The organism is Pseudomonas sp. 1 (genome assembly GCF_056626735.1).
The window spans coordinates 1-24,231 of record NZ_JBWXMQ010000026.1; the positions used below are offsets into that span (position 1 = coordinate 1).

18 protein-coding genes are annotated in these 24,231 nt (G+C 60.3%); 15 read left to right on the top strand and 3 right to left on the bottom strand.

Annotated elements, in window-relative coordinates; translation table 11 throughout:
- Positions 1–89 precede the first annotated feature (89 nt).
- Together aceF and aceE are read right to left on the bottom strand one after the other, a co-directional pair.
- Complete coding sequence (gene aceF / locus AC1MDC_RS26950; RefSeq protein ID WP_085701069.1) at positions 90–2,054, bottom strand: dihydrolipoyllysine-residue acetyltransferase; 1,965 nt, start codon at positions 2,052–2,054, stop codon at positions 90–92.
- Between the two features lie 11 nt (positions 2,055–2,065).
- A complete protein-coding gene (aceE, locus tag AC1MDC_RS26955) occupies positions 2,066–4,711 on the bottom strand; it encodes a pyruvate dehydrogenase (acetyl-transferring), homodimeric type (protein WP_085701068.1) in 2,646 nt (881 codons plus the stop codon).
- A 384-nt stretch (positions 4,712–5,095) separates the two neighbouring features.
- Here aceE and glnE point away from each other — a divergent pair, with 384 nt between their 5' ends.
- From glnE to AC1MDC_RS27020, 13 genes are all read left to right on the top strand, one after another.
- Positions 5,096–8,035 carry a bifunctional [glutamate--ammonia ligase]-adenylyl-L-tyrosine phosphorylase/[glutamate--ammonia-ligase] adenylyltransferase gene (glnE, locus tag AC1MDC_RS26960; protein WP_480394067.1) on the top strand — a complete coding sequence of 980 codons (2,940 nt, stop codon included), beginning with the start codon at positions 5,096–5,098 and terminating at the stop codon, positions 8,033–8,035.
- Between the two features lie 51 nt (positions 8,036–8,086).
- Entirely contained in the window at positions 8,087–9,121 is a 1,035-nt protein-coding gene (gene waaF / locus AC1MDC_RS26965; protein WP_480394068.1) for a lipopolysaccharide heptosyltransferase II, read from the top strand.
- Position 9,122: 1 nt separating this feature from the next.
- Positions 9,123–10,184 carry a lipopolysaccharide heptosyltransferase I gene (waaC, locus tag AC1MDC_RS26970; protein WP_085701066.1) on the top strand — a complete coding sequence of 354 codons (1,062 nt, stop codon included), beginning with the start codon at positions 9,123–9,125 and terminating at the stop codon, positions 10,182–10,184.
- A complete protein-coding gene (locus AC1MDC_RS26975) occupies positions 10,184–11,305 on the top strand; it encodes a glycosyltransferase family 4 protein (protein ID WP_480394069.1) in 1,122 nt (373 codons plus the stop codon). Before waaC ends, AC1MDC_RS26975 begins: the two co-directional genes overlap by 1 nt.
- Complete coding sequence (gene rfaP / locus AC1MDC_RS26980; RefSeq protein WP_227234225.1) at positions 11,306–12,112, top strand: lipopolysaccharide core heptose(I) kinase RfaP; 807 nt, start codon at positions 11,306–11,308, stop codon at positions 12,110–12,112.
- Complete coding sequence (locus tag AC1MDC_RS26985; RefSeq protein ID WP_227234227.1) at positions 12,112–12,846, top strand: lipopolysaccharide kinase InaA family protein; 735 nt, start codon at positions 12,112–12,114, stop codon at positions 12,844–12,846. Before rfaP ends, AC1MDC_RS26985 begins: the two co-directional genes overlap by 1 nt.
- Positions 12,843–13,595 carry a lipopolysaccharide kinase InaA family protein gene (locus tag AC1MDC_RS26990; protein WP_480394070.1) on the top strand — a complete coding sequence of 251 codons (753 nt, stop codon included), beginning with the start codon at positions 12,843–12,845 and terminating at the stop codon, positions 13,593–13,595. Before AC1MDC_RS26985 ends, AC1MDC_RS26990 begins: the two co-directional genes overlap by 4 nt.
- The gene (locus AC1MDC_RS26995) at positions 13,595–15,046 is read left to right on the top strand and encodes a lipopolysaccharide kinase InaA family protein (protein ID WP_480394071.1); all 1,452 of its coding nucleotides are present in this window, start codon (positions 13,595–13,597) and stop codon (positions 15,044–15,046) included. Before AC1MDC_RS26990 ends, AC1MDC_RS26995 begins: the two co-directional genes overlap by 1 nt.
- A 159-nt stretch (positions 15,047–15,205) precedes the next feature.
- A complete protein-coding gene (locus AC1MDC_RS27000; protein WP_085701060.1) occupies positions 15,206–15,541 on the top strand; it encodes a YceK/YidQ family lipoprotein in 336 nt (111 codons plus the stop codon).
- A gap of 5 nt (positions 15,542–15,546) precedes the next feature.
- Positions 15,547–16,338: a DUF3800 domain-containing protein gene (locus AC1MDC_RS27005; RefSeq protein ID WP_227234230.1), complete on the top strand. Its 792-nt coding sequence runs from the start codon at positions 15,547–15,549 to the stop codon at positions 16,336–16,338.
- A 225-nt stretch (positions 16,339–16,563) separates the two neighbouring features.
- The gene (locus tag AC1MDC_RS27010; RefSeq protein ID WP_085701059.1) at positions 16,564–18,318 is read left to right on the top strand and encodes a carbamoyltransferase family protein; all 1,755 of its coding nucleotides are present in this window, start codon (positions 16,564–16,566) and stop codon (positions 18,316–18,318) included.
- Positions 18,311–19,219, top strand: a complete 909-nt coding sequence (locus AC1MDC_RS27015; RefSeq protein ID WP_480394072.1) for a glycosyltransferase family 2 protein — start codon at positions 18,311–18,313, stop codon at positions 19,217–19,219. The genes AC1MDC_RS27010 and AC1MDC_RS27015 overlap by 8 nt, the downstream gene beginning before the upstream one ends.
- A gap of 55 nt (positions 19,220–19,274) precedes the next feature.
- Positions 19,275–20,735 carry a hypothetical protein gene (locus tag AC1MDC_RS27020; RefSeq protein WP_480394073.1) on the top strand — a complete coding sequence of 487 codons (1,461 nt, stop codon included), beginning with the start codon at positions 19,275–19,277 and terminating at the stop codon, positions 20,733–20,735.
- 3 nt (positions 20,736–20,738) lie between these two features.
- Here AC1MDC_RS27020 and AC1MDC_RS27025 read toward each other — a convergent pair whose 3' ends face one another.
- Positions 20,739–21,392: a lipopolysaccharide kinase InaA family protein gene (locus AC1MDC_RS27025; RefSeq protein WP_085701056.1), complete on the bottom strand. Its 654-nt coding sequence runs from the start codon at positions 21,390–21,392 to the stop codon at positions 20,739–20,741.
- Positions 21,393–21,518: 126 nt separating this feature from the next.
- Between AC1MDC_RS27025 and msbA the strand changes: the two genes are divergently transcribed.
- Both msbA and AC1MDC_RS27035 read left to right on the top strand, forming a co-directional pair.
- Complete coding sequence (gene msbA, locus AC1MDC_RS27030) at positions 21,519–23,339, top strand: lipid A export permease/ATP-binding protein MsbA (RefSeq protein WP_085701055.1); 1,821 nt, start codon at positions 21,519–21,521, stop codon at positions 23,337–23,339.
- Positions 23,333–24,229, top strand: a complete 897-nt coding sequence (locus AC1MDC_RS27035) for a GNAT family N-acetyltransferase (RefSeq protein ID WP_085701054.1) — start codon at positions 23,333–23,335, stop codon at positions 24,227–24,229. Before msbA ends, AC1MDC_RS27035 begins: the two co-directional genes overlap by 7 nt.
- Positions 24,230–24,231: the final 2 nt, after the last annotated feature.

The window sequence follows — 24,231 nt, forward strand, 5'->3', positions numbered from 1 at the left end:
CCGCCAAACTGACGGGGTTGAGGTACGAGCGTGTGGCGCTCGAAAACGTGGGACACGCTCGGCCCTCCGTTGCCGGAGGGCCGAGCGCTTTACAGCAGGATGGTGCGGATGTCCGCCAGCAGGTCGCTCAGACGCTTGGTGAAGCGTGCAGCAGCGGCGCCGTTGATCACACGGTGATCGTAGGACAGCGACAGTGGCAGCATCAGTTTCGGCTGGAAGGCTTTGCCGTCCCAGACTGGCTGGATGGTTGCCTTGGAAACACCGAGGATCGCCACTTCCGGCGCGTTAACGATCGGCGTGAAGCCGGTGCCGCCAATGTGGCCGAGGCTGGAAATGGTGAAGCAGGCGCCTTGCATCTCGTCCGACGAGAGCTTCTTGGTCCGGGCTTTCTCAGCCAGGGAAGCGGCCTCGGCGGCCAGTTGCAGCAGGCTCTTCTGGTCGACGTTCTTGATGACCGGTACCAGCAGGCCATCCGGGGTGTCGACGGCGAAGCCGATGTTCACGTATTTCTTGCGGATGATCGCCTTGCCGCTTGGGGCCAGCGAGCTGTTGAAGTCCGGCAGTTCCTTGAGCAGGTGGGCGCAGGACTTGAGCAGCAGCGGCAGGATGGTCAGCTTGACGCCGGCCTTCTCTGCGACAGCTTTCTGTGCGGTGCGGAACGCTTCCAGCTCGGTGATATCCGCCGAGTCGAATTGCGTCACGTGCGGCACGTTCAGCCAGCTGCGGTGCAGGTTGGCAGCGCCGACCTGCATCAGGCGGGTCATCGGCACTTCTTCGATTTCGCCGAAGCGGCTGAAGTCGACGGCCGGAATCGGCGGGATGCCCGCGCCACCGGTTGCGCCAGCGGCAGCGGCCGGTGCTTCCTTGGCCTTCTGCATCATGGCTTTGACGTAAGTCTGAACGTCTTCTTTCAGGATGCGACCGTGCGGACCGCTGGCGCCGACAGCGCTCAGCTCGACGCCGAATTCGCGAGCCAGTTGACGCACGGCAGGGCCGGCGTGAACTTTCGCACCCGGCTTGGCTGGAGCAGCAACCGGAGCGGCGGCAGCAGGTGCAGCGGCAGCCGGAGCAGCAGCGGCTGGCGCCGGAGCGCTCGGAGCAGCGGCGGCAGCTGGAGCCGGGGCAGCAGCCGGAGCGGCGCCTTTGACTTTCAGCTTGAGGATCAGATCGCCGGTGCCGACTTCGTCGTCCAGCTTGATGGAAACGCTTTCCACCACGCCAGCGGCAGGCGACGGGATTTCCATGCTCGCCTTGTCGGATTCAAGGGTGATCAGCGACTGATCGGCTTCAACGCTGTCGCCAGCCTTGACCAATACTTCGATGATCTTGGCCTTGCCGGCCGAACCGATGTCCGGAACGTGGATGTCCTGAACGCTGTCGGCAACCGGTGCGGCTGGCGCGGCGGCAGGCGCCGGCGCTGCGGCAGCGGCTGGAGCAGCAGCCTGGGCCGGAGCGGCGGCAGCAGGGGCCGCAGCACCCGCCACTTCCAGATCCAGAATCAGGTCGCCGGTGCCGACTTCGTCGTTCAACTTGACGCTGATGGCCTTGACCACGCCAGCGGCAGGCGACGGGATTTCCATGCTTGCCTTGTCGGATTCCAGGGTGATCAGCGACTGATCAGCCTCGACCTTGTCGCCGACCTTGACCTGGATCTCGATGATCTGGGCCTTGCCCGACGAGCCGATGTCCGGCACGTGCACTTGTTGAACCGAAGCGGCAGCAGGGGCAGCGGCTGGCGCGGCAGCAGCAGGCGCGGCAGCCGGTGCAGCTTCAGCCTTGGCGGCGGGAGCGGCAGCCGGAGCAGGGGCCGCTTGCGCGGCGCCCTCGACTTCCAGTTCCAGCAGTTCGTCGCCTTCTTTCAGGCGATCACCCAACTTCACTTTCAGGCTCTTGATGACACCGGCCTTCGGGGCCGGCACTTCCATGCTGGCCTTATCCGATTCCAGAGTCAGGATGCTCTGGTCGGCTTCGATACGGTCGCCGACCTTCACAAACAGTTCGATTACTTCACCTTCACCGCTGCCGATGTCAGGTACGCGAATGAGTTCGCTCACAGAGTTTCTCCTCAGCAGTCCAGTGGGTTGCGTTTTTCCGGGTCGATACCGAACTTGGTAATGGCCTCGGCCACGACTTTAGGTTCGATATCACCACGGTCAGCCAGTGCTTCCAGGGCTGCCAACACCACGAAATGACGGTCGACTTCGAAGAAATGACGCAGTTTCTTGCGGCTGTCGCTGCGGCCGAAACCGTCGGTGCCCAGGACTTTGAATTCCTTGGACGGTACCCACTGACGGATCTGCTCGGCGAACAGTTTCATGTAGTCGGTAGAGGCGATGACCGGACCTTTACGGCCGCTCAGGCACTCTTCGACGTAGCTGCGCTTAGGCTTCTGGCCTGGTTTCAGACGGTTGCTGCGCTCTACGGCCAGGCCGTCGCGACGCAGTTCGTTGAAGCTGGTAACGCTCCATACGTCGGCACCGATGTTGAACTCTTCACGCAGGATCTTCGCCGCTTCACGGACTTCACGCAGGATGGTGCCGGAGCCCATCAGCTGTACGTGGTGCGCCGCGTCGCGGGTGTCTTCTTCGAGCAGGTACATGCCTTTCTTGATGCCTTCTTCGGCACCGGCCGGCATGGCTGGCTGCTGGTACGACTCGTTCATCACGGTGATGTAATAGAAGATGTCCTGTTGCTCTTCAGTCATCTTCTTCATGCCGTCCTGAATGATCACCGCCAGCTCGTAGCCGTAGGTCGGATCGTAGGTGCGGCAGTTCGGGATGGTGGCAGCCAGCAGGTGGCTGTGACCGTCTTCGTGCTGCAGGCCTTCACCGTTCAGGGTGGTGCGGCCGGCGGTGCCGCCGATCAGGAAGCCACGGGTGCGGCTGTCGCCGGCAGCCCAGGCCAGGTCGCCGATACGCTGGAAGCCGAACATCGAGTAGAAGATGTAGAACGGCAGCATTGGCTGGTTGTGGCTGGAGTACGAAGTACCGGCAGCGATGAAGGAGCTCATGGCGCCCGCTTCGTTGATGCCTTCTTCAAGGATCTGACCTTTCTGGTCTTCCTTGTAGAACATCACCTGGTCTTTATCGACTGGCTCGTAGAGCTGGCCGACGGACGAGTAGATGCCCAGCTGACGGAACATGCCTTCCATGCCGAAGGTACGGGCTTCGTCCGGGATGATCGGAACGATGCGCGGGCCGATTTCCTTGTCCTTGACCAGCTGCGCGAGGATCCGCACGAAGGCCATGGTGGTGGAAATTTCGCGGTCGCCGGAACCGTCGAGGATTGCCTTGAGGGTGTCCAGGTCCGGAGTCGGCACGCTGAAGCTCTGCGCACGACGCTGCGGAACGAAACCGCCCAGTGCGGCACGACGCTCGGCCAGATAACGGGCTTCGGCGCTGCCTTCTTCCGGCTTGAAGAACGGCAGGTGTTCCAGGTCGGCATCCTTGACCGGGATGTCGAAACGGTCACGGAAGTGTTTCAGGCTTTCGACGTCGACTTTCTTGGTGTTGTGCGCGGTGTTTTTCGCTTCGCCGGCACCGGTGCCATAACCCTTGATGGTCTTGGCCAGAATGACGGTAGGCTGGTCCTTGTGGTTGACCGCCTGGTGGTACGCCGCGTAGACCTTGTACGGGTCGTGGCCGCCACGGTTGAGTTTCCAGATCTCGTCGTCGGACAGGTCGGCAACCATCGCCTTGAGTTCAGGCGTGTTGAAGAAGTGCTCGCGAACGAACGCGCCGTCTTTGGCCTTGTAGTTCTGGTACTCGCCGTCGATGACTTCGTCCATGCGACGTTGCAGGATGCCGTCGACGTCCTTGGCCAGCAGTGGGTCCCAGAAACGGCCCCAGATGACTTTGTTGACGTTCCACTGGGCACCGCGGAACACGCCTTCGAGTTCCTGGATGATCTTGCCGTTGCCGCGAACCGGGCCGTCGAGGCGCTGCAGGTTGCAGTTGATGACGAAGATCAGGTTGTCCAGCTTCTCGCGGCCGGCCAGGGAGATGGCGCCCAGGGATTCCGGCTCGTCGCACTCGCCGTCGCCCAGGAAGCACCAGACTTTCTGTTTGCCCGGCTGGATGAAACCGCGGTGTTCCAGGTACTTCATGAAGCGAGCCTGGTAGATCGCCTGGATCGGGCCCAGACCCATCGAAACGGTCGGGAACTGCCAGAAGTCAGGCATCAGCCAAGGGTGCGGGTAGGACGACAGGCCCTGACCGTCGACTTCCTGGCGGAAGTTGTTCATCTGGTCTTCGGTGATGCGGCCTTCCATGAACGCACGGGCGTAAACGCCTGGCGAGGTATGGCCCTGGAAGTAGATCAGGTCGCCGCCGTGTTCATCGGTCGGGGCCTGGAAGAAGTAGTTGAAGCCGATGTCGTACAGGGTCGCACTGGAAGCGAAGCTGGAGATGTGACCACCCAGGTCAGAATCTTTCAGGTTCGTACGCATTACCATGGCCATCGCGTTCCAGCGTACCAGCGAGCGAATGCGGCGTTCCATGAACAGGTCGCCAGGCATGCGTGCTTCGTGGGTAACGGGGATCGTGTTGCGGTAAGGCGTGGTGATGGCGTAAGGGAGCTGCGAACCGCTGCGGGTCGCCAGTTCACCCATACGGGTCATCAGATAGTGAGCACGGTCTTCGCCTTCTTTGTCGAGAACCGATTCCAGGGCGTCCAGCCATTCCTGGGTTTCGACGGGATCGAGGTCTTGCATGGCTTGCTCCAGGGCGGAAAGGCTTCCAGAATCGGTTGCCTGAGTTTGCGACTGGCCTTGTGGGCAGACGATTTAAAATTCTTGGATTGCCGACAGGTTGTTCCGGCGGCGTGTAGTTTTACTACAAATCATCCGGCATTTCAGCCTTTCGAATGTATAGACGAGTAGTAAAACTACAGATGAAAGGCTTGTGGCCTCCGACTGCGTTGTGAGAATAATCGTTAAGGTTGGTCTTTAGCCATCCGAAAAAGGTGAAAGTTTGATGTTGGCTGCCAAAGAAAAAGAAATTTCAGCTATTTCTCACTTTTGTTCGACAGTCCTTCGCGTAGCGGTTTTTCAATCATCACTACAAGCGGCCATTTACACGCCGATCAAGGATAGACCATGACCCTGCCCGCGCTTGCCGAACTGCCCGCCATTCTCCTGCCGTTGGTCAGCCGATCGGAGCAGTCGTTCCGTGCGGCTGTCGGTCAGCTGGAAGACGATCACGGCTTCTCGTCCTGGACGCCGGAACGCTGGGCGCAGTTCGCCCGCGTCAGCGCCGCCAGCGATTTTGTCATTGAACAGAGCGTTCGTGACCCTTTGATGTTGTTGTCGCTGGTGCAGTCCGGCGAGCTGGACCGGCCGTTCGCCCCCGGTGAGTTGTGCGGGCAGATTGCGGCTGCGGTCAGCAGCGCACAGACCGAAGATGAACTGGGCCGCGTCTTGCGCCGTCAGCGCACCCGGCATCAGGTGCGGATCATCTGGCGCGACCTCAATCGCCAGGCCGATCTGGTGCAGACCTGCCGCGACCTCTCGGACATGGCCGACGCCAGCATCGATCAAGCCTATCAATGGTTGTACCGCCGCCATTGCGACCAGTTCGGCACGCCGACCGGCCGGCGCAGCGGCGAACCGCAGCAGATGGTCATCCTCGGCATGGGCAAGCTTGGCGCGGTCGAGCTGAACCTGTCTTCGGACATTGACTTGATCTTCGCCTACCCCGAAGGCGGCGAAACCGTCGGCGTCAAGCGCCCGCTGGATAATCAGGAGTTTTTCATCCGTCTCGGCCAGCGCCTGATCAAGGCTCTCGACCCGATCACCGTCGACGGTTTCGTGTTCCGCGTCGACATGCGCCTGCGCCCGTACGGCTCGTCCGGCGCGCTGGTGCTGAGCTTCAATGCACTGGAGCAGTATTACCAGGACCAAGGCCGCGACTGGGAACGCTACGCGATGATCAAGTCGCGGGTGGTGGCTGGCGATCAGGTGGCGGGTGAGCAGTTGCAGGAGATGCTGCGGCCGTTCGTTTACCGTCGCTATCTGGACTTCTCGGCGATCGAAGCGCTGCGCACCATGAAGCAGTTGATCCAGCAGGAAGTGCGGCGCAAGGGCATGGCCGACAACATCAAGCTTGGCTCCGGTGGTATCCGTGAGGTCGAGTTCATTGCCCAGGCCTTTCAACTGATTCACGGCGGACGCGACCTGAGTCTGCAACAGCGCCCTCTATTAAAGGTGTTGGGCACGCTCGAAGGGCAGGGCTATCTGCCGCCGGCGGTCATCAGCGAACTGCGCGAAGGTTACGAATTCCTGCGTTACACCGAACACGCGATCCAGGCGATTGCCGACCGTCAGACCCAGATGCTGCCGGACAGCGCTCAGGATCAGGCGCGTATCGCGTTCATGCTCGGGTTCGCCGACTGGGAGGCGTTCCACGAGAAGCTGATGTTCTGGCGCGGCCGCGTGGCCTGGCACTTCGCGCAAGTGATCGCCGATCCCGATGAGGACGAAGGCGCCGAGAGCGAAGTGGTGGTCGGCGGTGAATGGCTGCCGCTGTGGGAAGAGGCTCAGGACGAAGAGGCGGCCTGTCGCCAGCTGGAAGAGGGCGGTTTCGCCGACGCAACCAAGGCCTTGAAAGCATTGGCGAGCCTGCGTGCCAGCCCGCAGTTGCGGGCGATGCAACGTCTGGGGCGCGAGCGTCTCGACGCCTTTATTCCGCGCCTGCTGGCTCAGGCGGTGGAACACGAAAGTCCCGATCTGGTGCTGGAGCGCGTTCTGCCGCTGGTCGAGGCCGTGGCCCGGCGCTCGGCTTATTTGGTCTTGCTGACGGAAAACCCCGGTGCGCTGCGTCGCTTGCTGACGCTATGTGCCGCGAGCCCGTGGATCGCCGAGCAGATCACCCGTTTCCCTCTGTTGCTCGATGAACTGCTCAACGAAGGTCGCCTGTTCAAACCGCCGCTGGCGCCGGAACTGGCCGCCGAGTTGCGTGAGCGCCTGACCCGGATCCCGGAAGACGACCTCGAACAACAGATGGAAGCCCTGCGTCATTTCAAGCTGGCGCACCGCTTGCGCGTCGCCGCCTCGGAAATCGCCGGCAGTTTGCCGTTGATGAAAGTCAGCGATTACCTGACCTGGCTGGCCGAGGCGATTCTGGAGCAAGTGCTGGCCCTGGCTTGGCGCCAGACCGTGGCCAAGTACGGCACGCCACTGCGCACCGATGGCACGCTGTGCGATCCCGGCTTCATCATTGTCGGTTATGGGAAAGTCGGCGGGATCGAGTTGGGGCATGGTTCGGATCTGGATCTGGTGTTCATCCACGATGGCGACCAGCAGGCCGAAACCGATGGGCCGAAGCCCATCGATGGCGCGCAGTTCTTCACCCGGCTCGGCCAGCGGATCATCCACCTGCTGACGGCGCAGACCAACTCCGGTCAGTTGTACGAAGTGGACATGCGTCTGCGTCCTTCCGGGGCGTCGGGGCTGCTGGTCAGTTCGCTCGGCGCGTTTGCGCGCTATCAGGAAAATGAAGCCTGGACCTGGGAGCATCAGGCCCTGGTGCGGGCGCGGGTGCTGGTGGGCAGCAAGGATGTCGGGCAGGCCTTCGAGAACGTCCGGGCCCAGGTGCTGGGCAAGGCGCGGGATCTGACGAAGCTGCAACAGGAAGTGAGCGAGATGCGTGCCAAGATGCGCGACAACCTCGGCAGCAAGAGCACCGCCGCCGGCACCGGGGCGAATGCCTTCGAGGCCACGGCGCCGTTCGACCTCAAGCAGGACGCCGGAGGTATCGTCGATATTGAATTTATGGTGCAATACGCGGCCCTGGCGTGGTCGCAGACCCACCCGCCGTTGCTGCGCTGGACGGACAATATCCGCATTCTGGAAGAGCTGGAGCACGAGGGGCTGATGCCTGCCGAAGACGCCAGCCTGTTGCGCGAGGCCTACAAGGCCTATCGTTCCGCCGCCCACCGGCAGGCCTTGCAGAAGGACGCCGGGGTGATACCGGGCGATCAGTTCGCGGACGAACGGCGGCAGGTGATGCGGATCTGGCATGAGCTGGGGCTAAGCTGATTCTCGAGACGGGGAGGCGTAAAGCCTCCCCGGTTCGTTTATGGAAACCACATGAAAATTCTGATCGTTGGGCCCAGTTGGGTCGGTGACATGGTGATGGCGCAGACACTGTTTCAGTGTCTCAAGCAGCGCCACCCGCAGTGCGAAATCGACGTGCTGGCCCCGGAGTGGAGCCGGCCGATCCTCGAACGCATGCCCGAAGTGCGCAAGGCCTTGAGCTTCCCGCTCGGCCACGGCGCGCTGGAGCTGGCGACCCGTCGGCGGATTGGCAAATCCCTGGCAGGCCAGTACGACCAGGCGATCCTGCTGCCGAACTCGCTGAAGTCGGCGCTGGTGCCGTTCTTCGCCGGCATCCCGAAACGCACCGGCTGGCGCGGCGAATTCCGCTACGGCCTGCTCAATGATGTGCGCACGCTGGATAAAGAACGTTATCCGCTGATGATCGAGCGTTTCATGGCGCTGGCCTTTGAACCGAATGCCGAACTGCCGAAACCCTATCCGCGTCCGAGTCTGCAAATCGATCCGGTGACCCGCGAGGCTGCATTGGCCAAGTTCGGTCTGACCCTCGACCGCCCGGTGCTGGTGTTGTGCCCCGGCGCCGAATTCGGTGAAGCCAAACGCTGGCCGTCCGAGCATTACGCCAAGGTCGCCGAGGCGCGGATTCGCGAAGGCTGGCAGGTCTGGCTGTTCGGCTCGAAGAACGATCACGCCGTGGGCGAAGACATCCGCGCGCGGTTGATTCCGGGCTTGCGCGAAGAGTCCGTGAACCTCAGCGGCGGCACTTCGCTGGCCGAGGCCATCGACCTGATGTCCTGCGCCGACTCGGTCGTCTCCAACGATTCCGGCCTGATGCACGTGGCCGCTGCGCTGAATCGTCCTTTGGTGGCGGTCTACGGGTCGACCTCGCCGGGTTTCACCCCGCCGTTGGCCGAGCATGTGGAAATCGTCCGTCTGGGCCTCGATTGCAGCCCTTGCTTCGACCGCACCTGCCGCTTCGGCCATTACAACTGCCTGCGCCAGCTGATGCCGGACGCGGTCAACGATGCCTTGCAGCGTTTGCAGGGCTCTGTGGTCGAGGTTCATTAACTTGCGGGTATTGCTGATCAAGACTTCATCGCTGGGCGACGTGATTCACGCGTTGCCGGCGCTGACCGATGCCGCCCGGGCCATTCCCGGGATCAAGTTCGACTGGGTGGTGGAAGAAGGTTTCGCCGAGATTCCGACCTGGCACCCGGCCGTAGGCAAAGTGATTCCGGTGGCGATCCGTCGCTGGCGCAAAAACATCTGGCAAACCATCAAGAGCGGTGAGTGGAAACGCTTCAAGCAGTCCGTTCGGGCGAACAAATATGACTTGGTGATCGACGCTCAGGGCCTGCTGAAAAGCGCCTGGCTGACCCGCTATGTCAAAGCCCCGGTGGCTGGTCTCGACAAGGGCTCGGCCCGCGAGCCGATTGCCGCGCGCTTTTATGACCGCAAACTGGCGGTGGCCCGTGGTCAGCACGCCGTCGAGCGCGTGCGTCAGTTGTTCGCTATCGCCTTGGGTTACGACTTGCCCAAAGGCCTGGGCGATTACGGTCTCAACGTCGAGCGTCTGGTCGAGTTGCCGCGCAAGAATGCTTACGTGGTGTTCCTCCACGGCACCACCTGGGACACCAAGCACTGGCCGGAAGCCTACTGGCGCGAGCTGACCGAACGGGTCGGCTACCTCGGCGTCGGCATCAGGCTGCCGTGGGGCAACCCGCTGGAAAAGGCACGGGCCGAGCGTATCGCCGCCGGTTTCAAACATGCCGAAGTGCTGCCGAAGCTGAACCTGGCCGGGGTCGGCAAGGTGCTGGCCGGGGCCCAGGCCTGCGTTGCGGTGGACACCGGTCTCGGCCATCTGGCCGCGGCACTGGATGTGCCGACGATTTCGCTGTTCGGCCCGACCAACCCGGGCCTGACCGGCGCCTACGGCAAGCTGCAGATTCACCTGGGCAGCGATTTCCCGTGCGCGCCGTGCCTGCAAAAGAAATGTACGTATCAACCGACCGCGCAGGATGCCCGTCAGTTTGACCTGAAACGCGAGTGGCCCCTGTGCTTCACGCGTCTGAATCCCGAGCGTGTGGCCAGCCGACTGAGCACGTTGTTGATGGCTGAGGAGCTGCGCTGATGCAATTGGCTTTTGTCCTGTACAAATATTTCCCGTTCGGCGGTTTGCAGCGCGATTTCATGCGCATCGCTCTCGAATGCCAGAAGCGCGGACACCAGATCCGCGTCTACACCCTGATCTGGGAAGGCGACGTGCCGCCCGGCTTCGAAGTGCTGGTGGCGCCGGTCAAGGCGTTCTTCAACCACCGCCGCAATGAAAAGCTCAGCGCCTGGATGGCAGCGGACCTGGCCAGGCGCCCGGTGGATCGCCTGATCGGCTTCAACAAGATGCCGGGGCTGGACGTCTACTACGCCGCCGACGGCTGCTTCGAAGACAAGGCGCAGAACCTGCGCAATTCCCTGTATCGCCGCTGGGGCCGCTACCGCCACTTCGCCGAGTACGAGCGCGCGGTGTTCGCCAAAGACGCGAAGACCGAAGTGTTGATGATTTCCGAAGTGCAGCAACCGCTGTTCATCAAGCATTACGACACGCCGCTGGAACGCTTCCATCTGCTGCCGCCGGGCATCGCCCAGGATCGCCGCCGTCCGGCGGATGCCGATGAGATTCGCGCCGGTTTCCGCGCCGAATTCAACCTCAAGGACGACGAGCTGCTGCTGGTGCAGATCGGCTCCGGGTTCAAGACCAAGGGCGTCGATCGCAGCCTGAAAGCGCTGGCCGCACTGCCTGCCGAGCTGAAGAAACGCACCCGGCTGTTTGTAATCGGCCAGGATGACCCCAAATTGTTCCAGATGCAGAGTGCAACACTGGGTCTGGGCGACAACGTGACGTTCCTCAAGGGGCGTAGCGATATCCCGCGTTTCCTGCTCGGCGCCGACTTGTTGATCCACCCGGCGTACAACGAAAACACCGGCACGGTATTGCTTGAAGCGCTGGTCGCCGGGTTGCCGGTGCTGGTCAGCGCGGTCTGCGGTTATGCCCATTACATCGCCGAGGCCGATGCCGGGCGAGTGCTGGACGAACCGTTCGATCAGGCACAACTGACGCAATACCTGACTGACATGTTGAACGACGACGCTGCACGGGCGGCCTGGAGCCGCAACGGTCTGGCCTTCGCCGAGACGGCCGACCTGTACAGCATGCCGCAGCACGCGGCCGATGTGATTCTGGCGGAGCACGCTTAAATGAAGTTGATGCTGGCTGAACCGTTCAAGAGCCTGTGGGCTGGCCGCGATGCGTTCGTGGAAGTCGAGGGCTTGCAGGGCGAGGTGTACCGCGAGCTGGAAGCCCGCCGGACGTTGCGCACGGAAGTCGACGGCAATGGCTTTTTCGTCAAGATCCACCGGGGCATCGGTTGGGGCGAGATCTTCAAGAACCTGCTGACCGCCAAACTGCCGGTGCTCGGCGCGGGTCAGGAATGGAAAGCCATCCAGCGTTTGCAGGAAGTCGGCGTGCCGACCATGACCGCCGTCGCGTATGGCGAAAAGGGCAGCAACCCGGCGGATCAGCACTCGTTCATCGTCACCGAAGAGCTGGCGCCGACCATCAGCCTTGAAGACTTCAGCATCGACTGGGTCAAGCAACCGCCGCAGCCGAAACTCAAGCGGGCGCTGATCGCCGAGGTTGCGCGCATGACCGGCATGATGCATCGCGCCGGCGTCAATCACCGCGACTGCTACATCTGCCACTTTCTGCTGCACACCGACAAACCGGTGACTCCCGAAGATTTCAAACTCTCGGTGATCGACCTGCACCGTGCCCAGACCCGTCCGGCGATCACCCGGCGCTGGCGCAACAAGGATCTGGCGGCGTTGTACTTTTCCGCGCTGGACATCGGCCTGACCCGACGTGACAAGCTGCGTTTCCTCAAGGGTTACTTCCAGCAACCGCTGCGCCAGATCCTGGCCGAAGAAGCGCCGTTGCTGAGCTGGCTCGAAGGCAAGGCCAACAAGCTCTATGCGCGCAAGCAACGTTACGGGGATGCGCTCTGATGGCGGGTTGGAATCTGGAGCCTGAGTACAGTGAGCTTGCGCAGCATTTCGGTAGCCTCGAAGCGGTCTTTGCCCTTCAAGGCGAGCGCCTGACCCGCGATCCATTGTCCGAGGTCATTCGCGTGCAGTTCAATGGCGTCAACTATTACGTCAAGCGCTACGTCGGCGCCGGCAAAGGCTTGCGGCGTTATCTGGGCAAACCCCGGGTGAAGATGGAATGGCAGAACCTCAAACGCTTCGCCAAGTGGGGCATTCCTACCGCCGAAGTAGTGGCGTGGGGCCTGGAGCGCAATGGCATGGCTTACGATCGCGGGGCGATGATCACCCGTGAACTGCCGCGCACCGAAGATCTGTCGGCGCTGGCCGAACGCAACGATCCCAAGCTCAAGGATCGTGCCTGGGTCGACGGCGTCAGCCGGCAATTGGCCGGTTATACCCGCGTCATGCACGACCACCGCTTCACCCATAACGATCTGAAGTGGCGCAATCTGCTGATCGACGATCAGGCGCAGCTGTATCTGATTGACTGCCCGAACGGCGATTTCTGGCGCGGCTTCTGGCTCAAGTACCGGATCACCAAGGATCTGGCCTGTCTCGACAAGGTGGCCAAGTATCACCTGTCGAACACCCAGCGCCTGCGCTTCTACCTGCAATATCGTGGACGTGATCGGCTGAATGCCGCCGACAAGCAACGGATTCGCCACGTGGTGAGATTTTTCGAGGGACGCGAATGACTGATTTTCTGGCCACTGAAGACCGTGCGCTGCTGGAGCGCCACGGTCTCGGCACGTTCGATGCGCTGTGGTCCAAGCAACTCGAGGCCGTGGATGAGCCCAACACCGACGGTGGCGGCTGGAGCAGCGTGTTCCGTCTGGAGCTGGAAGGGCATGCCTATTACCTCAAGCGCCAGTGCAATTACCTGACCCGCACGTTGCACGCGCCGTTCGGCGAGCCGACGTTCGCCCGGGAATTTCGCAACATCAGTCGTTACAACAAACTTGGTATTCCGGCGTTGCAGGCGGCGTTCTTCGGTGAGCGCAAGGTCAATGGCGAGGTCCGTGCGATCCTGCTGACCCGCGCGCTGGATGGCTGGGACGATCTCGACTCGTTGTTGAAGCGCTGGTCGGACCTCGATGCCGCGCAGCAATCGGCGATTCTCAAGTCTTGTGGCCTGTTGGCGCGTCATCTTCATGGTATGCGTCAGGTGCACGGCTGCTTCTATCCCAAGCACATATTCTTGCGCGCCGAAGGCGATGGCTATCAGGCGCAGTTGATCGACCTGGAAAAAAACCGGCCCCTGTGGTTCGGTATGCGTGACCGGGTCAAGGATCTGGAGCCGCTGCAGCGTCGTGCGCCAGAGTGGAGCGAAGCGCAATTGCGTGAGCTGCTGGCGGCGTATCTCGATCAATCGACAGACAGCTCGCTGGTCGACAGCTGGATCACGCGACTGACCGCGCGGCGCAGTCACAAGGAGACCCGTTGATGCAGCTGTCGGACTTGAAAAACGCCGGGCGCACGCCGAGCCTGCCGCTGACGGTGTCGCTGGCCGATGCGGCGGGCGCTGCCGATTTGCAATTGCTCAGTCTGCTGCGGGTGTTGCCGGGTCAGCGTTATGTGGGTGCCGGTGTGTGGCGCGGGCGTCCGGTGCTGGCCAAGTTGCTGGTCGGCAATAAGGCTGCGCGGCACTTTCAGCGTGAACTGGAAGGTGTGAAACTGCTCGCCGCTCAGGGCATGACCACGCCGTTGCTGCTGGCCGATGGGCTGAAGGATGGTGAGGGCGGCTGGCTGCTGTTCGAGTTCCTCGAAGGCGCCGAAAGCCTGGGCGATGCCTGGAACAAGGTCGAATCCTTGCCGGTGCTGGCCGACGAGCAATCGGCGGTGCTGGCCGAGGCCCTGGGCGCCATCGGTCAGTTGCACGGCAAAGGCCTGTGGCAGGAAGACCTGCACCTGGACAATCTGCTGCGCCATGGCGGCCAGCTGTATCTGATCGATGGTGCCGGCATCTGTGTGGAAACCGCCGGCCAGCCGTTGTCCCGGCAGAAAGTGCTGGAAAATCTCGGGGTGTTCTTCGCTCAGTTGCCCAAGTCGCTCGAGCCGTTCACCGAAGAATTGCTGGTGTATTACCTGCTGAGCAACAGCGAACACGCGCTGCCGCTGGAAGCCCTGCAAAAGCAGATCGACAAGGTGCGCGCCTGGCGCTTGAAGGACTACCTGATCAAGGTCGGTCGTGAATGCACGCTGTTCAGCGTCAAGCGTGGTGCATTTGGTCTGCGCTCGATTCGCCGTGAGGAAGAGCCCGCGATGCTGCCGGTGCTGGAGCAGGCCGATGCCCTGCTCGATCAGGGCCATCTGTACAAGACCGGTGGCGCGGCCAGTGTCGGCAAGGTCGAGGTTGCCGGGCGTGCGCTGGTGATCAAGCGTTACAACATCAAGAATTTTGCCCATTGGCTCAAGCGCTTCTGGCGTCCGAGCCGCGCCTGGCATTCCTGGCGCGAAGGCAATCGCCTGGCATTCCTCGGCATCGCCACGCCCAAACCGCTGGCGGTGCTGGAAACCCGGTTTTTCTGGTTGCGCAGCAAGGCGTATCTGATCACCGAATACCTGGCCGGGCCGGACATCATCGAGCGCTTTGCGCCGTACGTCGAAAGCGGCGAGGCGCCGGAAGCCGAGTTGCAGGCGCTGGATCAGTTGTTTGCGCGGTTGATTGCCGAGCGCATCAGCCATGGCGACTTCAAGGGACACAACCTGTTCTGGCAGGAAGATCGCTGGGCGCTGATCGATCTGGATTCGATGTGCCAGCACGGCTCGGCGGGCAGCTTTGCTCCGGCCTATGCCCGGGATCGCGCGCGCTTCATGCGCAACTGGCCCGAGAGCAGTGCGTTGTATCGGGTGATTGATCAGCGTTTGCCCAAGGATGCATTGGACGCTGCGTGATTGTTTTCGCCTGAGCATAAGACATTTCTGTAATAAAAATCTGGCGAGGTTCGTGGTGACAAATCCTTGTGATTTCTCCTACAGCCTTGCCAGAACCCATGAACTACCCCTCGCAAAACCCCGGTGCTAGTTTGTCCCGACGTACCCGGAGGGCAAATCTTGACCATCGAAACCTCTATCGCTATCGGGGCATTTTCCCTGGCGCTGTCCGGCTGTGGCACCGCCGTTACGGTGTTGCGGGGCGACGAAGCCGCCACGCGCTGTCTGCGCAAACAGAAAACTTACTGTCAGTTAATTCCGCGAATCTACAGTGAACTCGCCCATGATTTCTGTCTGCTGCACGCGCCGCCCGATCCTACCGGCATTCTGGTGCCGGTCTTCCTGCTTGACCTGACTCTGTCCGGCGTCTTCGACACGGCTTGCCTGCCGTATACGATCTATCGCCAGGCGGTGGACGGGAATGTCGGTGTTTATTGGCGATCAGGCCGTGGGTAATCACGTTGTCCCCAATCAGTGAATACAGCGATATCATCGTTTATGTCGATGAGAGCGGTGATCACGGAATGCAGACACTGGATCCCAACTATCCAGTCTTCGTGCTCGCGTTTTGTGCCTTTCATAAAAGGCATTACTGCGAGAAAGTCATTCCTGCTCTACAGAAATTCAAGTTTGCACATATGGGGCACGATCTGATCGGTCTGCATGAACTCGAAATTCGTAAAGAAAAAGGATCGTTTTCTGGTCTCTTCATGTCCAGAGATCACAAAAATGCTTTTCTTGAGGAGCTGACTTGCATCATTGAAGCCAGCAACTTTGTTTTGATCAGTTGCGTCGTAGACAAGGCTTCCCTCCGCGAAAAACAAGGCACGGGACACAATCCTTATCACCTTGCTCTCGGCTTTTGTCTGGAAACGCTCTACGAGTTTTTGCAAGAGAAGAATCAGCAGGGGGCGCTGACGCATGTGATTTTCGAGCGTCGAGGAAAGCGAGAGGATAACGAGCTTGAGTTGGAGTTTCGCAGGATGTGTGGTGGGGCGAATCGATGGGGTATTCAACTGCCGTTAGACATCGTTTTTGCAACCAAACAGGTGAACTCCACCGGCCTGCAGCTAGCCGATCTTGTTGCGAGGCCCATTGGCATGAGTTTTTTGAGGGCGGGTCAGGGAAACCGTGCTTTTGACGTGCTTAAGCGCAAGTTCTATTGCAGCGGGGGGCGGAGCAAAGTTGGAGAGGGTTTCGAGAATTGGGGTTTGAAGCTTTTCCCATCCCCAGAAAGCGAAAAGCCCCGATGATCTCACCGAGGCATTAGCGCCGACCGGGATCTCCCAGTCCATTTGTGCTGGAGTCTATGTCGACGCTGCTTGAGTGTCAACGCACCGGCCGGCCAGTTCCGCTAGAGGTTTGTCGGCGCTTTTAAGCTATAATCCCGCCCTTTAGCTGTCTCTCGCCCGGTGCGGGGGCACATCATTTTTCAAGGCGCATCGCGCCTGAATGCAGACTAAAGAGGCTAGACCCCTGTGGCATTGACGATTCTTGGCCTGTCCGGCGCCCTTAGCCATGATCCTTCAGCAGCCTTGTACATCGACGGCAAGCTGGTCGCGGCGGCTGAGGAAGAGCGCTTCGTACGCGATAAACATGCAAAGAACCGCATGCCCTACGAATCGGCGAAGTTCTGCCTGGAGCAGGCTGGCATCAAGCCGTCCGACGTTGACGTGGTCGCGATTCCGTTCGCCCCGATCAGCATTTTCGGCAAGGCTCGCTGGCAATACGCCAAACGTTACTGGTACGCCCCGGATCGCGCGCTCGACGCGATCCTGATGGGCAACCGTCGCTACAAGCGCTATCGCAACAAGATCGTCTGGTGCCTGGAGCAACTGGGCTTCGATCCGAAGAAAATCAAGATCGAACCGGTGGAACACCACCTGGCCCACGCTTCCAGCGCCTACCACTGCTCGGGTTTCAAAGAGAAAACCGCGATCCTCGGCATCGACGGCAAGGGCGAGTACGCCACGACCTTCTTCGGTTATGGCGAAAACGGCAAGATCCACAAGATCAAGGAATTCTTCGATCCGGACTCCCTTGGCGGCCTGTATGGCGCGATCACCGAGTTCCTCGGTTTCGACATGCTCGACGGTGAGTTCAAGGTCATGGGCATGGCGCCATACGGCGACGCCAGCAAATACGATTTCTCGCGTCTGGCCTCGTTCGAGAACGGCGAGCTGGTGATCAACACTGACTACGCCAACGTGATCGGCCTGCGTCGCTATAAAGAGAAGGGCAAGGGTTACTACTTCTCGCCGAAGCTGATCGAGTGGCTGGGTCCGAAGCGCGAGGGCGACATCGCCGACGAGCCGTACATCCACTACGCCGCCAGCATTCAGGCGCTGTTCGAAAAAATCGCGCTGCAGATGATCGACTACTACCTGGGCGACGTGCTCAAGGAAACCGGCAAGCTGGCCTACGCCGGTGGCTGTGCGTTGAACGTCAAGCTCAACCAGAAAATCATCGCCCGTGACGACGTCAAGGAGCTGTTCGTGCAGCCTGCTTCCGGCGATGCCGGCACTGCAGTCGGCGCAGCAGCCTATGTGTCGAACGCCCGTGGCGTGCCGGTCGAGAAGATGGAACACGTCTACCTCGGCCCGTCGTACAGCAACGAAGACGTGATCGCCGCGTGCGCCCGTCACGAGAACAAGCCGACCTGGCGCAAGCTCGACAACATGCCGGAGCAGATTGCCAAAATCATGGTCGATGGCAACCCGGTGGCCTGGTTCCAGGGCCGCATGGAATTCGGTCCGCGTGCACTGGGTGGTCGTTCGATCATCGGTTGCCCGAGCGTGGCTGGCGTGGCTGATCGCATCAACCACCAGATCAAGTTCCGCGAGCGCTGGAGGCCTTTCTGCCCGTCGATGCTCGACACCGTTGCGCCACAGATGATCAAGATCGATCACCCGGCGCCGTTCATGACCTTCACCTTCGAAGTGGCGGAAGAGTGGAAGACCCGCGTGCCGGAAGTCGTCCACGAAGACGGTACGTCCCGGGCCCAGGTGCTCAAGCGCGAATACAACCCGCGCTACTACGACATGATGAAGGCGCTGGAAGTGCTGACCGGCAACGGCGTGTCCCTGAACACCTCGCTCAACCGCCGTGGTGAACCGATGATCTGCTCGCCGACCGATGCCCTGAACATGTTCTTCGGCTCGGATCTGCAGTACCTGATCATGGAAGATATTCTGGTCGTTAAAGAGGGTGTGAAGGGATACGGTCTTGACTGAGACACTGATCAGCGTCGTTATTCCGGTTTACAACTACGCACGAACGCTGCCTCGTGCAGTGGAGTCGGTGTTGGCGCAGTTGGATGAGGCTGCGGCGGATCTGTTGGTCATCGACGATGGGTCGACGGATGAGACGCCTGAGGTAGTGGAGAGGCTTCTGCTCGAGCATGGCGGGCGTTTTCGTGCGTTGCGCAAAAGCAATGGCGGGTTGTCTACCGTGCGCAATCGCGGGCTTGAGGAGACGAGCGGGCAATATCTGATTTTCCTCGACTCCGACGACGAAATGGCGCCCGGCGCGCTGGCTGCGCTTTCGGAGCATATTGCCAGTAACCCTCAAACCATGATGGTCATTGGTGCCCATTGGTCGGTGTTTGCTGATGGCAGGCACAGCCTGCAGCCAGCCAAGCCTCTGCCTTTAACCCCCCGGCAGCGATTACAGGGCTACCTGCTGGACAAGACCGTGTCGATTTCCAACGGGGCCTGCGCGATGCATCGCGAAGTGTTCGTTCCTGGCACGTATCCTGAGCATTTGCGCAACGTCGAGGATCTGCCAGTGTTTGCCCAAGTGCTGGCGCGTTTCCCGTGCAGCGTTCTGGACAAGCCTCTGGCCCTTATCTACAAGCATGCTGACAGCATGCGACATAATTTGCGTCAAAGCCTTGCCGCCGGTACAGAGCAGGTTGTGAGTGAAGTGTTCTCCAGTCGACGCATGCCTGAAGAGATGCTTGACCTTCGTCAGGCGTTTCTGGCGCAGCGCTGCCTGTCGTTGTTTCGTGATTGTTACTCTCACGGCGAATACGCTCTGGCCAAAGGGTTCTATTTTCAGGCGTTGCGTGCAGACTGGCGCACGTTCTCGCGCTGGTCATACACTCGCAAGGCTTTGCGGTTGCTGTTTCGGTAAATGGTTCGCGGTGAACTGGCGCGTCCCTGGTAACGAGTGTCGATGAGGTGGCTGGGTGAAAGGTACGGGCAGTAAAGTGGGAACTCGAGTCTCCAGAATCATCGACGAATACCCAGTTTGGCTGGCATTTTGGGGCAGTGTTCTGCTCTCGTTGATCGCAGTCATGGGTACTGCAACCGTCGGGCGTGATGCGGCGCTGTACATCGATATTGCGCAGCAAGTCACCGAACATGGGCCCAATGTGGCGTGGGCAGCGTTCGATTGGCCCTGGTTTTCCTTTCTTCTGGCGGGCACCCATGCCGTCCTTCATCTGCCACTGGAGCTGAGTGCCTATCTCTGGTGCGGACTGTTTTTTGCCGGCACCAGCGCGTTGATGGTTGATTGCATCCGCCAGCGTACCCCCCACATCACTCGCTGGGCTTGTCTGGTGGTGCTGGCAATGCCTGCGGTCAATGCCTTTCGTAACGACATCATTCGTGAGTGCGGTTTCTGGTTTTTTTGCACGCTTGCGCTGTGGCTCGCGTTTCGCTGGCAGACGCGAGGCGGCTGGTTGCGTGCTGCTCTCATTCATCTGGCGATTGTCGCGGCGGCGTTGTTTCGCCTGGAGGCGTTACTGATGGTGGTGGCATTGGGATTGTGGCAACTGCCCAATCTCTGGTCTTCGACTCGGCGCCTGCAATTCTTCCAGTTTTCACTGTTGCCGATCCTGGGTCTGTTGGTGATCTCGGTGTCCGGCGTGCTTCTGTCTGCCCGCGTGATGCTCTATCTGGACATGATTGAACCTCGTGGCGTGCTGTCGTCGTTTCAGATGCTATGCGACCAGTTCGCCAATTCACTCATCAACAAGTACTCCCAGGACGAAGCCGGGCGGATCATTTTCTTCGGCATCCTGGCGACCATGACCATCACTTTCGTGAAGTTGATGGGGCCTTTTGCTGTGCCGTTCATATTGCGTCGCAACTGGGTGGTGCTGGGCATTTACTGGCGCGACTACCGTCCCTTCGCCTGGGCGGGGCTGTGTTACCTGCTTGTTCTGGTGCTGTTTTTCATCAAGCAGCAGTTCATGAATACACGCTACCTGAGCTTCCTGAATCTTCTGTTTGTGCCGGTGCTGGCGATGGGGCTGGCAGCGTTTGTCCGCGAGTTTCCGCGATGGGGCAAGGGGCTGGTGATCGTAGGGTTGCTGGTGATGCTGGCCAACGTCATTTCCACTGGGGCCGGCAAAACCCACTATGTCGAGGCGGGACGCTGGATGTCCTCCCACGTCGAGCCGGGTGCGCCGACTTACTTCGAGGATGGGCGGATCAGCTACTACGCCGGTCGCGGCTATGTAATGCCTGTTCTGACTCAGGAAGAAGCCATGTCGGCAGCTCATGCCAGTGACTTTCGTTATTTCGTCATTGAAGCAAAGGGTGACGAACCATGGCTGAACGAGTGGCTGGCGGCGCACAAGCTGCGCGTCATCGAGCATTTCGCCAATCGCAAAGGTGCCACGGTGGTGGTCATCGGCCGCTAAGGCTCAACCCAGCAGCGGGCGCAGGCGCGAGATCAGAGGTGCCTGCCGGTTGCTCGGCAGGGCCTGCCGGTAACCCTCGATAAACGTATCGCCGGCGTCTTCCCCCAGCAACCATTGCCGGTCTTCCTTGTAACGCAGCAAGTGGGCGAAGTTGCGCAGGCGTTTGCTGTCGCTGAGTGCGCGCTTCTGGCAGCGCAGGTCGGCGATATCGATCAGGCCCAATTGGTTGTCCGGGGTCAGCACGACGTTGCCGAAGTGCAGCGATCGGAAGTACACACCTTTCTCGTGCAATTGCGCGAAATACGCGCCCAGTTGAAATCTAAGTGTGTCCGTCCCTTCGCTGGAGCCTTGCAGCTGGCGCACGGTCTTGCCCGCCAGTGGACTGTAATAAACGCAGTCGCGCTCGATACTCGGGATGCGGTATACAGCGATGACTTTTGGGCAAAGAACGCCGCGCTGTTCCAGTGCTCTGGTGTTGTCGGCAAAGCGTTGTGCGTACGGATAGAACAGTGCCGAACTGAGCAGGCGTTTGCGACGGAACAGCTTGAGCATGCATCCATCGGCCAATCGAAGCACCTTGTCACCGGAGCCGTCGGCTTCCAGTACGTGTGCACCGGCGCGCAGTGCCTCGTAGGTGCTGTGATCAATCGATTGCATTATCGGGCTCCCCATCATTAGCGGCGTATCTTAACCGACTTGATCAAGGGCTGGCTTGAAGTCATGTTTATCGGGGTAAAAATGCGTGTGATATCATCCCCGCCTCACTGAATTGTGCGGATCACCATGAGCAGTCCTGAACCGAAAGCCCAGTCAACGCTGGCGATCTATTTCCGCCTTTTGGCTTACGTGCGGCCTTATGCCGGCCTCTTTCTTCTGAGCATCGTCGGGTTTCTGATCTTCGCATCGACTCAACCGATGCTCGCTTACATCCTCAAGTATTTCGTCGATGGTCTGGCCAATCCTGAAGCCAGTCTGTTTCCAGGCAACCCTTATCTGGGCAAATTGCAGTTGCTCGAAACCGTGCCGTTGATGATCGTGCTCATCGCGCTGTTACAGGGCGTGGGTTCGTACCTTGGCAACTTCTTCCTGGCCCGGGTTTCCCTGGGACTGGTGCATGACCTGCGGGTGGTGCTGTTCAACAAGCTGCTGGAGTTGCCTAACCGGTTCTTTGACAAGAACAACTCCGGTCATCTGATTTCCCGGATTACCTTCAACGTGACCATGGTCACCGGCGCGGCAACGGATGCGATCAAGGTGGTCATTCGCGAAGGCATGACCGTGATTTTCCTGTTCTTCACCCTGTTGTGGATGAACTGGAAGCTTACGCTGGTGATGGTGGCCATCCTGCCGGTGATCGGCATCATGGTGAACAGCACCAGCAAGAAATTCCGCAAGCAAAGCAAAAAGATCCAGGTGTCGATGGGCAACGTCACGCACGTTGCCTCCGAGACGATTCATGGTTATCGCGTTGTGCGCAGTTTCGGCGGCGAACTCTATGAAAAGACCCGCTTTCGCGAGGCCAGCCAGAGCAACACCGACAAGCAACTGACAATGACCAAGACCGGCGCGGTTTACACACCGATGCTGCAACTGGTGACTTACAGCGCCATGGCCGTGGTCATGTTCCTCGTGCTGTACCTTCGTGGCGATGCCTCACCGGGGGACCTGGTGGCATACATCACTATGGCTGGTTTGTTGCCAAAACCGATTCGCCAGCTCTCGGAAGTCAGCTCGACCATTCAGAAAGGCGTAGCCGGTGCCGAAAGTATTTTCGAGCAACTGGATGAACCGGCTGAAGTGGATGAGGGCACGGTCGAACAGGATCGCCTTGAGGGGCGTCTGGAAGTGCGCAACCTCAGTTTCCAATACCCGGACACCGACAAGCAGGTGCTCAACGACATCAGTTTTGTCGTTGAACCGGGGCAAATGGTCGCGCTGGTGGGGCGTTCGGGCAGCGGCAAGTCGACGCTTGCCGGTCTTATTCCACGCTTCTATCAGCATGAACAGGGCGAGATTCTGCTCGATGGCATCCGTGTGCAGGACTTTACCTTGCACAGTCTGCGTCGCCAGATTGCGCTGGTGACCCAGCAGGTCACGCTGTTCAACGATACGGTGACCAACAACATCGCTTATGGCGACCTGGCGGGTGCGCCGTTTGAGGAGGTCAAACGGGCCGCCTCCGAGGCCTATGCCGATGAATTCATCATCAAGATGCCGGAAGGTTACGAAACCCTGGTCGGTGAAAACGGCGTGTTGCTGTCTGGCGGCCAGCGCCAGCGCATTGCCATCGCCCGGGCGCTGCTCAAGGATGCGCCGCTGCTGATTCTCGACGAGGCTACGTCTGCCCTCGATACCGAGTCGGAACGGCATATTCAGGCGGCGCTGGATCACGTGGTGCAAAACCGCACGACCCTGGTGATCGCTCACCGCTTGAGCACCATCGAGAAGGCCGACCTGATTCTGGTCATGGATGAAGGCCGGATCGTCGAGCGCGGAACCCATGCGCAACTGCTGGAGCAGAACGGCTATTACTCCCGTCTGCATGCCAAGGAGTTTGAAGAAGGTGACGAGCTCCAGCCAGCCCACGCGACCAACGTATGCTGAAGGTGTTTCGCAGCATTCGTGAGCGTGGCTGGACGGAGATAGACCAGGATGCTTACGCCCGCGCCTGGCAGCGCTTCGGCGGCAGCTTTGCCACGCATCCCGAGGTGGTCGAGCGGCTGTCGATGTTCGTGGGCATCGAACTGCGTTATCTGGGCTGGGTCGTTGGCGACGAGGTAGTAGCTGCGATTCCTTGCTGGGGCCGTCATGTGGCCTTGTCCAAGGAAGTGCTCAAGCGCGAGGGCAAACGCGGATTGCTCGACATGGGTAATGCGGAAATCATTCTGCCGATCGCGCCGGATGTCGTCGTGCCGGTTCGCCAGCGCATGGCCTATGTGTCCCAGCTCAATGCCGAGCAGATCAGTACCTTGAAAGTGCAGCCGGAGGGCTTGGCCCTGGCCCGGTTGCCGGAAGAGTATTCGAAGAAATTTCGCTACAACCAGCGTCGCGAACAGCGCCTGCTGGAAGAGGCGGGTGGTTCGCTGGTGCCGATGTCGGACTTTACTGCGGCGCAGCAGGCGCAGACTTACAGTGATCTGTTCGAACGCCGCTGGGGCTTCGAAGTACCTGGCAGGGCCGGGCTCGTTGAGGTATTCACTCTGTTGCGTGAGTTCATGACCGGTTCCGTGGTCATGCTCGAATCGGCACCCGTGGCCATTCAGGTTTTGTACCGCGTCGAAGCGCCGCAATGGGTCTCGCTGGAATACATCAATGGTGGCGTCGACCCGCAGAGTCGCGAGTTCAGCCCCGGTAGCGTGTTGAGTTTCGTCAATACCCAGCAGGCCTGGGCAGACGCGCAGGCACTGGGTAAGCCTTTGCGTTATTCATTCGGTCGTGCCGACCGTGAGTACAAGGATCGCTGGTGCCACACGGTGCCGGTCTACAAGGTCTGAAT

Excerpts from the sequence above, each read along its gene's own strand:
- aceE (WP_085701068.1), bottom strand. The coding sequence starts at position 4,711 with ATGCAAGACCTCGATCCCGTCGAAACCCAGGAATGGCTGGACGCCCTG.
- glnE (WP_480394067.1), top strand. The coding sequence starts at position 5,096 with ATGACCCTGCCCGCGCTTGCCGAACTGCCCGCCATTCTCCTGCCGTTG.
- waaF (WP_480394068.1), top strand. The coding sequence starts at position 8,087 with ATGAAAATTCTGATCGTTGGGCCCAGTTGGGTCGGTGACATGGTGATG.
- AC1MDC_RS26975 (WP_480394069.1), top strand. The coding sequence starts at position 10,184 with ATGCAATTGGCTTTTGTCCTGTACAAATATTTCCCGTTCGGCGGTTTG.
- rfaP (WP_227234225.1), top strand. The coding sequence starts at position 11,306 with ATGAAGTTGATGCTGGCTGAACCGTTCAAGAGCCTGTGGGCTGGCCGC.
- AC1MDC_RS26985 (WP_227234227.1), top strand. The coding sequence starts at position 12,112 with ATGGCGGGTTGGAATCTGGAGCCTGAGTACAGTGAGCTTGCGCAGCAT.
- AC1MDC_RS26990 (WP_480394070.1), top strand. The coding sequence starts at position 12,843 with ATGACTGATTTTCTGGCCACTGAAGACCGTGCGCTGCTGGAGCGCCAC.
- AC1MDC_RS26995 (WP_480394071.1), top strand. The coding sequence starts at position 13,595 with ATGCAGCTGTCGGACTTGAAAAACGCCGGGCGCACGCCGAGCCTGCCG.
- AC1MDC_RS27025 (WP_085701056.1), bottom strand. The coding sequence starts at position 21,392 with ATGCAATCGATTGATCACAGCACCTACGAGGCACTGCGCGCCGGTGCA.
- msbA (WP_085701055.1), top strand. The coding sequence starts at position 21,519 with ATGAGCAGTCCTGAACCGAAAGCCCAGTCAACGCTGGCGATCTATTTC.
- AC1MDC_RS27035 (WP_085701054.1), top strand. The coding sequence starts at position 23,333 with ATGCTGAAGGTGTTTCGCAGCATTCGTGAGCGTGGCTGGACGGAGATA.